At 36.9% G+C, this 13,556-nt stretch carries 18 protein-coding genes; 14 read left to right on the forward strand and 4 right to left on the reverse strand.

Annotated features, from left to right (window positions below):
• Nucleotides 1-303: 303 nt before the first annotated feature.
• From AC3II9_RS14865 to deoD, 14 genes are all read left to right on the forward strand, one after another.
• Entirely contained in the window at nt 304-774 is a 471-nt protein-coding gene (locus tag AC3II9_RS14865) for a dihydrofolate reductase (protein WP_489156653.1), read from the forward strand.
• 108 nt (nt 775-882) lie between these two features.
• Entirely contained in the window at nt 883-1,326 is a 444-nt protein-coding gene (locus AC3II9_RS14870; protein ID WP_391369972.1) for a MarR family winged helix-turn-helix transcriptional regulator, read from the forward strand.
• A complete protein-coding gene (locus AC3II9_RS14875) occupies nt 1,313-2,347 on the forward strand; it encodes a beta-carotene 15,15'-monooxygenase (RefSeq protein WP_489156655.1) in 1,035 nt (344 codons plus the stop codon). Before AC3II9_RS14870 ends, AC3II9_RS14875 begins: the two co-directional genes overlap by 14 nt.
• Before the next feature lie 247 nt (nt 2,348-2,594).
• Nucleotides 2,595-2,801 carry an ATP-binding protein gene (locus AC3II9_RS14880; protein WP_489156657.1) on the forward strand — a complete coding sequence of 69 codons (207 nt, stop codon included), beginning with the start codon at nt 2,595-2,597 and terminating at the stop codon, nt 2,799-2,801.
• A 178-nt stretch (nt 2,802-2,979) separates the two neighbouring features.
• A complete protein-coding gene (locus AC3II9_RS14885; RefSeq protein WP_489156658.1) occupies nt 2,980-3,870 on the forward strand; it encodes a peptidylprolyl isomerase in 891 nt (296 codons plus the stop codon).
• 146 nt (nt 3,871-4,016) lie between these two features.
• The gene (locus tag AC3II9_RS14890; protein ID WP_489156659.1) at nt 4,017-4,337 is read left to right on the forward strand and encodes a heme oxygenase; all 321 of its coding nucleotides are present in this window, start codon (nt 4,017-4,019) and stop codon (nt 4,335-4,337) included.
• Between the two features lie 169 nt (nt 4,338-4,506).
• Complete coding sequence (locus AC3II9_RS14895; RefSeq protein ID WP_489156661.1) at nt 4,507-5,577, forward strand: mechanosensitive ion channel family protein; 1,071 nt, start codon at nt 4,507-4,509, stop codon at nt 5,575-5,577.
• A 98-nt stretch (nt 5,578-5,675) separates the two neighbouring features.
• Nucleotides 5,676-6,512: a DegV family protein gene (locus AC3II9_RS14900; RefSeq protein ID WP_489156662.1), complete on the forward strand. Its 837-nt coding sequence runs from the start codon at nt 5,676-5,678 to the stop codon at nt 6,510-6,512.
• Nucleotides 6,513-6,728: 216 nt separating this feature from the next.
• Nucleotides 6,729-7,661, forward strand: a complete 933-nt coding sequence (locus AC3II9_RS14905; protein WP_489156664.1) for a GDSL-type esterase/lipase family protein — start codon at nt 6,729-6,731, stop codon at nt 7,659-7,661.
• 11 nt (nt 7,662-7,672) lie between these two features.
• Nucleotides 7,673-8,233 carry a YpmS family protein gene (locus AC3II9_RS14910; RefSeq protein WP_489156686.1) on the forward strand — a complete coding sequence of 187 codons (561 nt, stop codon included), beginning with the start codon at nt 7,673-7,675 and terminating at the stop codon, nt 8,231-8,233.
• A gap of 5 nt (nt 8,234-8,238) precedes the next feature.
• On the forward strand, nt 8,239-8,772 hold the full coding sequence (msrA, locus tag AC3II9_RS14915; protein WP_489156665.1) for a peptide-methionine (S)-S-oxide reductase MsrA: 534 nt from the start codon (nt 8,239-8,241) through the stop codon (nt 8,770-8,772).
• Nucleotides 8,765-9,205: a peptide-methionine (R)-S-oxide reductase MsrB gene (gene msrB, locus AC3II9_RS14920; RefSeq protein WP_489156667.1), complete on the forward strand. Its 441-nt coding sequence runs from the start codon at nt 8,765-8,767 to the stop codon at nt 9,203-9,205. Before msrA ends, msrB begins: the two co-directional genes overlap by 8 nt.
• A gap of 597 nt (nt 9,206-9,802) precedes the next feature.
• Nucleotides 9,803-10,018 (forward strand): YozE family protein, encoded by a 216-nt coding sequence (locus AC3II9_RS14925; RefSeq protein ID WP_489156669.1) that lies wholly within the window; start codon nt 9,803-9,805, stop codon nt 10,016-10,018.
• Nucleotides 10,019-10,130: 112 nt separating this feature from the next.
• Complete coding sequence (gene deoD, locus AC3II9_RS14930) at nt 10,131-10,838, forward strand: purine-nucleoside phosphorylase (protein WP_489156671.1); 708 nt, start codon at nt 10,131-10,133, stop codon at nt 10,836-10,838.
• A gap of 294 nt (nt 10,839-11,132) precedes the next feature.
• Here the strand turns inward: deoD and AC3II9_RS14935 are convergent, their stop codons facing one another.
• The 4 genes from AC3II9_RS14935 to AC3II9_RS14950 all read right to left on the reverse strand — a co-directional run bounded on the left by AC3II9_RS14935 (nt 11,133) and on the right by AC3II9_RS14950 (nt 13,286).
• On the reverse strand, nt 11,133-11,303 hold the full coding sequence (locus tag AC3II9_RS14935) for a hypothetical protein (RefSeq protein ID WP_489156673.1): 171 nt from the start codon (nt 11,301-11,303) through the stop codon (nt 11,133-11,135).
• Nucleotides 11,304-12,406: 1,103 nt separating this feature from the next.
• Nucleotides 12,407-12,712 (reverse strand): hypothetical protein, encoded by a 306-nt coding sequence (locus tag AC3II9_RS14940; RefSeq protein ID WP_489156674.1) that lies wholly within the window; start codon nt 12,710-12,712, stop codon nt 12,407-12,409.
• A gap of 148 nt (nt 12,713-12,860) precedes the next feature.
• The gene (locus tag AC3II9_RS14945; RefSeq protein WP_489156676.1) at nt 12,861-12,986 is read right to left on the reverse strand and encodes a hypothetical protein; all 126 of its coding nucleotides are present in this window, start codon (nt 12,984-12,986) and stop codon (nt 12,861-12,863) included.
• Between the two features lie 21 nt (nt 12,987-13,007).
• Nucleotides 13,008-13,286, reverse strand: coding sequence for a hypothetical protein (locus tag AC3II9_RS14950; protein ID WP_489156678.1), 279 nt, complete (start codon nt 13,284-13,286; stop codon nt 13,008-13,010).
• Nucleotides 13,287-13,556 lie beyond the last annotated feature (270 nt).

A 13,556-nucleotide genomic window follows, 5' to 3' on the forward strand; every position in this document is an offset into this window, starting at 1 on the left:
AGTATTAAAATAATAGTCAGACATGATAGAATAACGTTGAGATACATATTACTGTGAACTACCCAGCAATTAGCAGAAGCTCGAAGTGGGAGCTTCTTATATTAAGTTTTGCTCGTATCAACTATTAGTAGTAAATTATTTTTAGTATTTGCACCCTGCATAAAGAAATATAGAGCGAATACATATTTTAATCCAGAGCGAAAAACAATAAAGTTTAAAAAGACTGTATTTATCCATATATTAGAAAGATATAGTCCGTATTTAAAAGTTAAATGACCACTTCACGTATAAAGGAGATTTTTGATGATTTCATTAATTGTTGCACATGATAAAAATCGAGTAATTGGGGTAAATAATAAGATGCCGTGGCATTTGCCTGGTGAACTTCAATACTTTAAAGAAATGACGATGGGGAAGCCAATTATTATGGGGCGTAAAACGTTTGAATCCATTGGTCGTCCGTTACCAGGCCGTCGTAACATCGTCATTACAAGAAATCCTGCATATGAAGCGGACGGCATTGATGTTGTCGGCAGTGTAGAAGCAGCGATTCGACTTGCGGGCGATGTAGAGGAAATTATGATTATCGGCGGGGAGCAAATTTTTAAAGAAAGCTTGTCAATAGCAGATCGATTGTATATTACAGAGATTGATTATGCATTTGAAGGCGATACGTATTTCCCTGCATATGAAGGCTGGAACAAGACAAGCTGTCAAGAGCCGATTACTACACCAGAAGGTATGACATTCCAATATTGTATTTATGAAAAATAATGAAAAACATGCGAAGTCCAGGTGATTCGCATGTTTTTTTATTATGGAAAAATTATGTAGTGGACTGTATAGTTAAGGTAACTTAATTATTAACTAGGGGTTATGAATTTGAAGAATACATATATTGAACAAATTAATGTTTTACAAAATGAATTGATTGTGCAGTTAGCTAGTAAATATGAAAGCCGTCTTGACAATCAATTAACCGCAAAGCAAGTGCTGCTATTGGAATTGATTCAATCTAATGTATCGACTACAAAAGCCTTAGCGCAACATTTACATGTTTCCAATAGTGCGGTGAGCCAGTTACTTAATAAGCTCGAAGAAAGAGGCTATATTTCTCGAAACATTAATCCTGACAATCGACGAGAGATTAAGTTAGCGCTCGCACAGAAAGGAGAGGCATATTTTACTTCCGCAGAAAAGCTACAGCAAGAAATGAATGAACGTGTATATGGGAAATTATCATTAGAGGATTTACAACAACTTTTAATGATTCTTGAAAAGTTAAATACGATTGTACAGGAGGAGTATGACAATGAAGGTGATTGAAAAAGGTAGACCGTTATGGCTTGTCATGTTGTTGCTATTATTAATAAGTAATACGATGTTATACCGAACGCAATTTGGTGCGAGTATTTTGCCTGTAGAGACAAATGGGGTAGTACTTGGTTCTCTTATTGATTTCATGATTATGCTACCATTGTTTGTCATGCTCATCATGCGCAAGTTTTCTATTAAGACGGCAATTGCTGTTGCAGCAGTAGGCTGTATTTTAGCAAGATTGATGATTCCGAGTAAGCTGCTAGAGCCATATGTTGCCGTAACATGGGTAGGTTTATTAGCCGAAGCCGCAATCGTTACATTTGAAATTTTACTCATTATAACGTTTATTCGTTATATCCCAAAAATCATGGCCTTTGTAAAATCAAGTAGTATCCCAACTGTGTTCTCTTTTCATCATGCGATAGATAAGTATGTGAAGAAAAATCCAATAATCCAAATATTATGCTCAGAGTTATTGATGTTTTACTATGCACTATTTGCATGGAAAAAGAAAGCGCCTGAAGGGATTACACTTCACAAAAATTCAAGTTACATCGCTTTGATGGTGATGGTCATTCATGCTATTATTCTCGAAACACTGGGATTCCATTGGTGGCTACATGAAAAATCAATGATACTATCGATTGTCTTACTGATCATCAATATCTACTCCGTGTTTTTCTTTTTAGGCGATATGAATGCTGTACGATTAAATCCGGTTTATGCGACAGATGAGGCGATGTATATCTCACTCGGCTTAATGAAGCGTGCGAAAATTCGTTTTGCGGATATTGACTATGTATGTGAGGATCAAGCAGAGCTTGAGAAGAAAGTTTCGAAGGATACATTAGCCTTTATTGCGCGGGAATTTGAAGAGGGGCAGCCACAGATGATTTTATATATGAAAAATCCAATCAAGGCGACATTGTTTATGGGAATTGAGAAGGAATATTCAAAGGTAGCCATTCGTTGTGATCAACCAGGTGAATTAAAAGCAGTCATTGAGCGTGGAATGGCACATATATAGGCGATTTAACGAAAAAGCTGTTCCTCAAAAGGAGCAGCTTTTTAGTTTACAAACTTGTATGTTTTCAATAATAATTACTGAATATATGAAACAGAAGTCAACATAGCCTGATACTATAACTGAGAAAATTGTGACTCAAATATTGAATATGGATGCAAGACCATTCTATTAAAGATTCATCCATCTTTTTCAGTACCCTTATTCAACGTTAGAAGAAGAGACTCATGTCCAAGTAAATTTAGTACGAGTGCAGCAAATTTTAGTGAATTTATTGACGAATGCAGAGCAAGCAATGGACGGTAGTGGAAATATTCATGTATCATTACAGACGGACGAACAATTTATTGTAGTGGATGTAAAAGATAATGGTTGTGGTATTTCACTAGAAGAACAACCGTTTATTTTTGAACGGTTTTATCGTGGTAAACAAAAAAATATAAAGTGCGGGGCTTAGATTTAGGATTGGCGTTAAGTAAGATGATGGCGCAATCGCTCGTTGGGTATTTAGTGTTCATTGCTAGTACAGAGCAAGGAACTATTTTCCGTTTAAAATTAGTGAAAGCGTCTTGACGTATGTTTGACACAATACTTTGTTACACTGTACAGAAGATTATTTATTGGAGGAAATGAAAATGGATCGACAAAAAGTAAAGAAAATATTAAAAATGGTAGCGGCACCAATCGCTTTATCAGCTTTCCTAGTAGGCTGCTCAGATAATGGCGGCGATTCTCGAACGGTCGCAACAGTCAATGATGAGGTGATTACAGAAGCAGAATTAAATCGTTTATTGCAAGGTCAATACGGACCAAGTGTGTTAGATTCCTTAATTACAAATAAAATTGTGGAGCTAGAAGCGAAAAAATTAGATATAAAAATATCGGATAAAGAAATACAAGAAGAATACAAAACGTATACAGAATCCTATGGTGGAGAAGATGCACTGCTTGAGGCGTTAAAAGGTTATAATATGACAAAAGAAGATATTCTGAAAGACGTTGAAATTTATTTATTAACCCTAAAAGTGATGGAAGACCAAATTGATATTAAAGAAGAGGATGTAAAGGCGTACTTTGAGGAAAATAAAGATTCCTTTAGTACGGAAGAGCAAGTGGAAGCAAGCCACATTTTAGTAGAAGATGAAGCGACAGCGAAGGAAGTTATTAAAAAGCTAAATGAAGGGGAAGACTTTGCTAAGCTCGCAAAAGAATATTCAATTGATGAGTCCAATGCTGAAAACGGAGGAGCACTAGGTTTCTTTGGGCGCGGTGAAATGGTAGCAGAATTTGAAAAAGCGGCATTTGCGATAAATGTTGGGGAAGTAAGTAAAGAACCAGTTAAAACAGAACATGGTTACCACATTATTAAAGTAACAGATAAAACTGAAGCGAAAGCGGCTGATTATGAGACGAGCAAGGAAGAAGCACGTCAAATGTTACTGGAAAGTCGTGTGAATGAACAATATGCTACATGGGTAGAAGAAAAAATGAAAGAGTACGACATTAAAAAGACATTATTTGAATAACGTAATCTTCGTACAGAGCAGGATGGGTAACGGCTTTTTTTACCAAAAATATAGTTGCACTACTGTCACATATGTGATTTAATAAATATATTATGAGAAGTGTTCTCAATCTGATGTTTGATTTCCAACTAAGGAGATGTATGTAAATGATTACAGTAACAAACCGTATTCAAGTAAAAAAAGGCATGGCTGAAAAAATGGCACCAATGTTTGCGAAGCCAGGTCCATTACAACAATTTGAAGGCTTCCACAAAGTAGAGGTATTAGTGTCTACACAATTTGAAGAGTATGATGAAATGAGTGTTGTCATGTACTGGGAAGATGAAAAGTCATTTGGCGTATGGCGTGAATCGGATGCGTTTAAAGAAGCGCATAAACGTCCAACAGGTGACGCACCAGATCCAAACTCTCCTGTCATTACAAGCCAAATCGTTGTTGCTAAAGTAGCAGCTGAAATCGGGAAATAAATTGCTCCTGTTAATGCGGGATAAAGTGAAAAAGACGAATCGCAATCGTATTGTGGTTCGTCTTTTTCCTATTTCGAGCATCAATTTGAACATATGTATAGTGATAATTTGTGTAAAAGAAGGAGTCATGCTATGATTCTTACGCATTCTAGTAAGAGTAGGTGGATTTATGCTTGATTCAATTCAATGGTTGTTACCTGACATTCAACAACTAATTTGGCAACGTATAGTAATGGCTATTGCGATTATTATTGTAGGCTTTCTCATCCAACGCTATATTTTAAAGCCAAGTATTAAGGGGTTCGCTAATTTCCTAAGGCGAAAAGGGCGAAGTGTGATCGCCGATATTACGGAACAGTTTAGTAAAGCAACTCGTTATGCGTTTATGACGATTGTGATTACACTTAGTGTGTCTATTTTAGTTAACGTATGGTTATTCACAGCTAAATCGACGAAAGATTTCTTTATATCGGTGATGTTCTATTTTGCTTTTAAAGGATTATACGATTTATTAACGTTCTATTTACTTCATCCAGAGCGGCTGCAGACAGGAAAAGACCAAGACATTTTAACACCGTTTTTCCTACGGATTAGTAAAGTATTAGTCATGTTGGTGGCACTGTTCTTCATTGCCTCGCTGTGGGGTTTTAACTTGAATGGCTTTTTAACAGCGATTGGATTAACAGGGGTAGCGCTAGCCTTTGGGATTCGTGATACATTAACCCATATTTTCGGCGGCATGAGTGTCGCGCTAGATAAGCCATTTCAAATTGGCGATTGGATTGCAACCGAAGACCAAAAAATTGATGGAGTGGTAGAGGATATTAATCTTCGTAGTACACTTATTCAAACAGGCGATAAAGGGCTTGTATATGTGCCGAACGCTTATTTAGTCAATCGTCCGATTTATAATTTAAGTAAGCGTGTAAAACGGAAATGTGAACAAAGCTTTTATGTTTCTTCATCTAATAGTGAGGAAAGTTTACGTGCAGTCGTGGAAAAAATACGAGAGCAAATTACTCTCCATCCACAAACGGAAAAAGACGTCATTCATGTCACAATTGATGATTACCGCCCGGGTTCATTTCGTTTATTTATTCGCTATTTTGTCAAAACAAATGACACAGGCGTGATGCTTAATGTGAAACAAGATATATTATTCGTTTGCAAGCATTTATTAGAAGAGTATGCGATTGAGCTCATACCAGCTGACAGTGAACTATGGCTTCGAAACGACTGAATTTTGTAAGTGGGCGAAGAGAAATGACAGATGTCATATTGAATGGAAATATTAAACTACATATAATGAAATGAAGACAATAAAGGATGTGTCAAATAATGATTCATATCGTAACGGACTCAACATGCGATTTATCACAACAAGAAATTGAAAAATTAAACATTCATATCGTACCATTAACGATTCAAATAGATGGCAAAACATACGTCGACCGTGTTGACGTAGAGCCACAATCCTTTTTAACCTTAATGGCGAGTGCAAAAGAATTACCAAAATCATCTCAACCATCACCGGGGAAGTTTACAGAGTTATATGATGAGCTTGGTAAAAATGGTGATCAAATCATTTCAATCCACATGACAGGTGGGATGAGTGGTACCGTTCAATCTGCAAGACAGGCTGCTGAGATGACAGAGGCAGATGTAACGGTAGTAGATTCACGCTATATTGCTTGGGCTTTAGCCTTCCAATTACGTGAAGCAGTGCGTCTTCGCGATGCAGGGGCGAGTGTAGAGGAAATTGTAGCTCGTGTAGACGAAGTACGTCAAAATACCCGTTTATTTGTTGTACTAGATACATTAGAAAATATGGTAAAAGGCGGTCGTATCGGTAAAGGGAAAGCCATGTTCGGTTCGTTATTAAATATTAAACCGGTTGGTAGCCTAGATACGGGTGCATTTACACCTGTATCGAAACCGCGTAGCTATAAGCAAGTAGTAAAATATTTATTTGAGCAGTTCCAAAATGATACAGCCGGAAAAACAGTCAAAGCTGTAGGGTTTTCACATGCCAATGGTTTAACAACAATGGGCACGCCATTAATGGAACTAGTCAAAGGGACAGGCTTTACAAATATTGATATTACGTTTACATCCCCAATTATTAGCACACATACCGGTCCAGGCGCGCTTGGTTTTATGTATTTTGCAGAATAGTTATCTCTTTGAAAAATAGTATGATGACGATAATAAAAAGAGTATCAAATGCCTGGCAGTACTAGGGTTTGATGCTCTTTTTTATCATGACATTCCTTTCCTCTCTAAATGTCTATTCTCAAGTACATAATTTTTATTGTTCCGAGGAATGTTAGCTTTTCAATCCGTTCATCATAAACTTATAATAGATATACATTGAGCTAAGGGAGTTTTAGTATGTGGCGATTCGGTATTTTAACGTTTTTAACAATTGTTTTAGCTGGTTGTTCTTTCATTACAATTGATGACCCACAGCCGAAAGAGGAAGAGCAAAATGAACCCTACGCTGAACCGGAGCCATTGATAAATGAAACGCCAAAAATTGAAATAAGCGAAGTAGAAGAAGGATCAATAGAAGAGCAGACAAATCTACAAGGATTTATTGAAGCTGTTTTACATTTAGATTGGAGAACAAAGAAAAATAGTGACGCAGAGCCGATTCGATATATGGCATTTGGTGATTCACTGACAAGAGGAATCGGTGATGAGAGTAAACAGTACGGCTATACAAACCGCTTAGTGGAAGTACTAGAAAGATGGCCTGCCATTACAGAGGTAGAGCTCGATAATCGTGGGAAAAATGGACGCCGTAGCGACCAATTGTTGAAGCTGTTAGAAAGCGGACATTACGATGAAGAGTTACCGTATGTAGATTTTATGACGATGACGCTCGGCGGAAATGATATAATGAAAATTGTAAAAGCTGATTTATTTTCACTGAATAAGGAAATGTTTGATAAAGAGCTTATTTCTTTCGAAGCGCGTTATCGTAACATAGTAGCAGAAATTCGCGCAAGAAATAGTGATGCACCACTACTATTGATAGGGTTTTATAATCCCGTTTCGATTATAACGGATGAATATACGCCGTTTGAAACCATTATTGATGAGTGGAATGATGTGATAGCACAAATCGCAACGGAGGATGTAAACGCATGCTTCGTGCCAATTAGCGACTTATTTGAGACAAATGAGGGCATGGTATATCACACGGATTTCTTCCATCCGAATGCAAGTGGTTATGAACAGATGACGGGAAGAATTATTGACTATATGAAACTGTGTGATATAGAGCAAATGTCAGCAGGTCGTATTGGCATTGAGGAGTGAGAGTATTGAACGTGTGGAAAGTGGCCTTTTTCACGTTGGCCGGCGCGGTAATTTTATCAATTGCCGCTATCTTTTATTTAGCGACATCACCTGCAGAGGACGTTGAAAAACCAGAATCAGCACAAACCGAGGGGAATGTTATTACTGTACAAACAACAGCACAAGAATTTGAGTCCATTACGAAGCAGTATTTAGGGGAAGCGTTAAATAAATCGCCGTTACCTGTTGAAATCGAAGTGAATACTCAAATTCAAGTTTTTAGTACATTAACAGTCTTTTCTGTCGATGTGCCGATTGTCATGGACTTTGAACCCATTGTAGAAGAGGGGAACATCGTCTTAAAACAAACAGCTGTCAATGTAGGGAAGCTAAATATCCCACCGCAAACTGTGTTAAAATTAATGAAAGACGCTGTTGATTTCCCATCTTGGATCACAATTATCCCAAACGATGAGGAAATTTTCGTCGATTTATCTCGTATTAATATCGCTTCTGGTTCGCGTGTGCGAGCAAAGGAAATCGACTTAAAGAAGGATCATATTGTGTTAGAAGTCATTGTTCCATCAGAATAGGAGGTATGAAGGTGGCAGTAGCAACTTTTGCAGGTGGCTGTTTTTGGTGTATGGTCAAGCCGTTCGATGAGCAGCCAGGTATTGAAAGTGTAATCTCAGGCTATACAGGCGGACATGTGGAACAACCAACATATCAACAAGTGTGTAGCGAAACAACAGGTCATTTAGAGGCAGTACAAATTACATTTGACCCTGAAATATATTCGTATGAAAAGTTAGTACGATTGTATTTTACATTGATCGACCCAACCGATGCGGGTGGTCAATTTTATGACCGAGGGGAATCGTATACGACCGCGATTTTCTACCACGATGAGGAACAAAAGGAAATCGCAATGCGTGTGAAAGAAGAGCTGGAGGCATCAGGGAAATTTGCACAACCGATTGCGGTGAAAATTCGTGAAGCCAAGCCATTTTACCGTGCTGAGGAATATCATCAATATTATTATAAGAAAAATCCGGCCCATTATAACCGCTACTCGGTCGGTTCAGGGCGTGTGGCATTTATTGAAAAGCATTGGGGGAATTCACATGAATAAAGAACAACGCTTAAAAGAGCTAACAGAAATGCAGTATTATGTGACACAAGAAAATGGCACAGAACCACCATTCCGCAATGAATACGACAAGCATTTTGAAGACGGCATTTATGTCGATATCGTATCCGGCAAACCACTATTTAGCTCAAAGGATAAATTCGATTCAGGATGTGGGTGGCCAGCATTTGCAAAACCGATGGACGCACCAGAAGTTACCGAACACTTTGACACATCTTTTGGAATGCGCCGCGTAGAGGTACGCAGTAAAACAGCGGACTCCCACTTAGGCCATGTTTTCCCAGACGGTCCGAAAGAGTTAGGTGGCTTACGTTACTGTATCAACTCAGCTGCACTCCGCTTCGTCCCAGCCGATCGCTTAGAAGAAGAGGGGTACGGGGAATATACATCATTATTTGAAAGCGCTTCTGAATAAGAGGCGTTTTTTCGTGCTGTTGGATACAACATGTATAGATTATAGATGTTAACTATTTAAATCATCTTAAAATTGTCAACAGTGAACGGTTAAAACAATCCGGTGCGAGCCAAACTTCGCCGTATCCGAGCAAAAGCCCGAGGTGAACGGTCAAAAAGCTACGGTATCCGAGCAAAAAGTCGCTGCATCCGGTCAAAACCATCCGGTACGAGCAAAACCTTGCCATATCCGAGCAAAAGCCCGAGGTGAACGGTCAAAAAGCTACGGTATCCGAGCAAAAAGTCGCTGCATCCGGTCAAAACTATCCGGTGCGAGCCAAACTTCGCCGTATTCAGTCAAAAGCCTACAGTGAACGGTTAAAAAACATTTATTTTTAGCTGAAATACAAGCAAATGAGAAGATAAGTTTACAATCTGGAGACCGATTTTTAAAGTTAACCGTGATGCTTGAACATTAAAATGTATATAGTCTAAACTAAAAAAGATTGCCAAATAGTAGATTGAATGTATGCTTTATAAAAGCGAGTAACATGTACATTTGCAGCAGTTGTAAATATTGTTGGGAAAATATATTATAAAACAAAAAGTGAGGTAGCGTATGAAATCTTTTTATCATTATGTATTAACATATCGCGGCGCGCGGGATGACAAAGGGCGCTTTGCAGAGGCCATGTTTCATGATTCGATCTTTCCAAAAACCGCAACGGACTTTAATGAATTAAGCGCCTATATCGAAATGCAAGCGAATGCAGATTTAGCAACTTCTGTATTTGATGAATTATGGGATACATATGCAATAAAGTATGGTTTATAAGCGTAAATTGACAAACTACTCTAACATTTCCTTGCAAGACGTCTAACCTTGCATCTATAAAGAAAACACAGTATGATAATGGTGACAAATAACTGAAATGAGGGATTATGATATGAGTATCCATATTGCGGCAAAACAAGGTGACATCGCTGACATCGTATTATTACCAGGAGATCCACTACGTGCAAAATTTATCGCAGAAACATTTTTAGAAGATGTAACTTGTTACAATGAAGTACGCAACATGTTAGGTTTTACAGGTACATATAAAGGAAAACGTGTATCTGTACAAGGGACAGGGATGGGCGTACCATCGATCTCTATTTATGTAACAGAGTTGATGCAAGAATATGGCGTACAAAAATTAATCCGTGTTGGTACGTGCGGCGCGATTCAAAAAGACGTGAAAGTACGTGATGTTATTCTAGCGCAAGCGGCTTCAACAGATTCACGTATGAACCAAATCATCTGGGGCGGCGGTATTGACTTCGCGCCAACAGCGAACTTTGATTTATTATACAAAGCATACAATAAAGCGACAGAAGCTGATCTAAACGTAAAAGTAGGTAACATTTTCACAGCGGATATGTTCTACTCAGATGAAGAACAAAATGAAAAGCTTGCTAAATACGGTGTATTAGCAGTAGAAATGGAATCTGCAGCCCTTTATACATTAGCAGCGAAATTTGGCCGTCAAGCATTATCCATCTTAACTGTATCTGACCATATCTTAACAGGTGAAGCAACATCATCTGAAGAGCGTCAAACAACGTTCTTAGACATGATGCGTATTGCATTAGATGCAGCGATTGCAGAGTAAGAGTAGCAAGGGTTTTACAATTTACAGATAACGGCGAGTGACCAAAAGTGACCAAATCGACTAGATGAGGTGACGAAAAAGGTCACTCGCTTTTTCTTTTTGGTCATTGTCGATATGACTGTACATATTCAATGTTTCTTGGATATTTGCATGTCCAAGCTACTCTTGAATGACTTTAATGTTTACGTCTTTAGCTAAACAAAAGAACTTATGTGAGTCTATTTTATGCACAAGCCCAAGATTGATCTGTGATGGCTATTGTTTCAATTAATTAGATGGGGATAATAGTCCTTGTTAACGTTTTAATTTTTCATTGATTTCTTCCAATAATATGGATTGCTTTTTTAATTGTTTCGTTGTACTAATAGCAAACCAAAGGAAGAAGATAATTGGAACAATAGAAAATAATAATCCGAAAATCGAGAAAGCACTAAATAAAATATCTCCTGTATTAAAGCTATTCAAAATTCAAATCCTCCTGCTTTTTTAACTAACTGAAAAATTTTTCTATATCAAAATTGTAACATAGCAGAGTTTGAGTTGGTAGAGAAATGGTAAATGTGAAAGGAGTACAATTGCTTTTTATTGCAGTGCGGTAGGATAAGCTCTAATGCTGTAACTTTGAGTTAGCTTACAACAAAATCGTAGCAAGCTCTTTGGAGTGTTTAACGAGCCTGTGAATGTTGAAAGTGGAGTAAAGGGATCATTTACACAGGTTGTCTGAATGTAACTTCAAAGCTATGTGTGGTGCTGTAGGAGTGGTTGACAAACCATAACAAAAGGACTTGTGTGTAATTTTAAGCACAAGTGTAATCTTGAGGGCTATGTCAAAGTGGCATCATTGATTTAAATATCGTCTTTATATTTTTTTACGATAGAGATAGTTAATCGAATAGCATAATAAACTCCATAAATCATAGCTAATAGTATAAAGAAAATTATTATTTGAACTATCCATGCTCCCATCATTTGTCCCACCTTAGTGTTAAAGTCTTAAATTACTGCGCTTTTCTTTAATAACTGAATAATCAGTTGTTTGGTATATTGTAACATGTTTCTCAATGTTAGTGCGAGATGAAGCGTAAGCCTATAAAGCAAGTTATGATGAGATTGCTGTAGCACATCATTAAGTTTGTTTGCATTGTGTCACGCAGAACAGCTCTTAACTAGGCACATACTTGGATTGCGTGTATTGCTCTCAGATTAGTTCTAATGATATGAGGTATAACAAGAAAAGCTTTGCTGTTACTCCTAACCGACACGATAATTCTAAATGGTTTAGAAGTCTATTCAATAATAAAGCCCAGCTATTCATGGGAAAAATATTTATCAAACAATCGGAAGTATCATAAGTCAAAGTATATATAAGGAGAAATGTATTATTAACTAGGTTGTATGATTTTGTCCATATATTTTCATAGAGGAACTAAGTACGGGAGCTATGTGTGACTTCATATAAACTAGTATGTGATGGTATGATAAAAACACTTGCTATATGAAAGTCAATCATGAATGCAAGTCTATCTTATTAAACTAAAGTACCACTCGTTAGTGAAATATCATTGCCTTTATTGGTGGTAATCTTGTGAATTTAGGAAGTCCTCAAGGTAATTGTATCTTCCTATTAAATCAAAACTTTTTTTGTCATCATTAAATTGAATTACTAATATTTCGCCCTGCATCCCTGAATTCAAATTGGTGTCAATAATTGCTAGTCTATCTGCTCCAAGTTGCACCACCGTTTCACCGTTATAATCATTTATATTAAGGGAAGAGGGAAAATTAGATTGAAATGATGGTATTGGCTTGAATGCAATAAGTATTAAACATATTAAAATGCCTATCATTATTCTGTTTTGTTTATTATCAGACATAAAATCCTCCTCGTATACATCCTTTTAATAGAAAAAATGATTAATATTGTAATATTATGTAAAATTGGTACAACTCTATTTTTACGAAAAAACATCATTGTAATTTAATATAGACTTTATTAAAGATGTAGCAGAGGGGGAGGAGAGTTCATTTACTATCATGTACATTAAATTTAACTTGTCCCTCAATATGATAATTTTTTTCTGCATGATCACCTATCACAGAGAAGTCTACATAAGCATTCACAATGGATAGCAGCATAATATGTCTCATCTCAACTCTCCGTTCGTCCTGTTAACACACATACTTCTTTACTACATAAATAGATGTTATAAATAAAATAATTAGTATAAATACAACTACAAGGGGAGCATTATTAAAACCACTGCCACCTAATGTAATACAAAGGGCTCCTAAAATTATTTGACTGCCACCTAAATATTGAGCAACCTTTTCTTTATCCTTGACGTTTTTGTTTTTTATAAATGTCACTAGTTCAATGCGTTCTTGAACACCGATTACATAACCAAAGAAGAGTAGGATAACGCCGATTATGATTAAATCTATACTCATTTTTTATTCACCTGCCCGAAAATTTTGATCTCCACGACATGACAATTTGAGATTGATTATAAAATTAAAGTTATAGTGATATAGCGTTGTGTGGAGCTTGTGACTGTTTGTTCCAAGGGTGACAGAAGGTATTTCTTTCATCTGCAAATAAGAAAAAATAGATTGTAATACAAAAGTCTGTAATGGTGTTTACTTGAGTTAATTTCATAATTCCAAACCCTTGTCTCCCAAGGGTTTCAAAACAATAAAAAATGGGCACCTCCCCCAATT

Source organism: Lysinibacillus sp. RU7 (assembly GCF_057837305.1).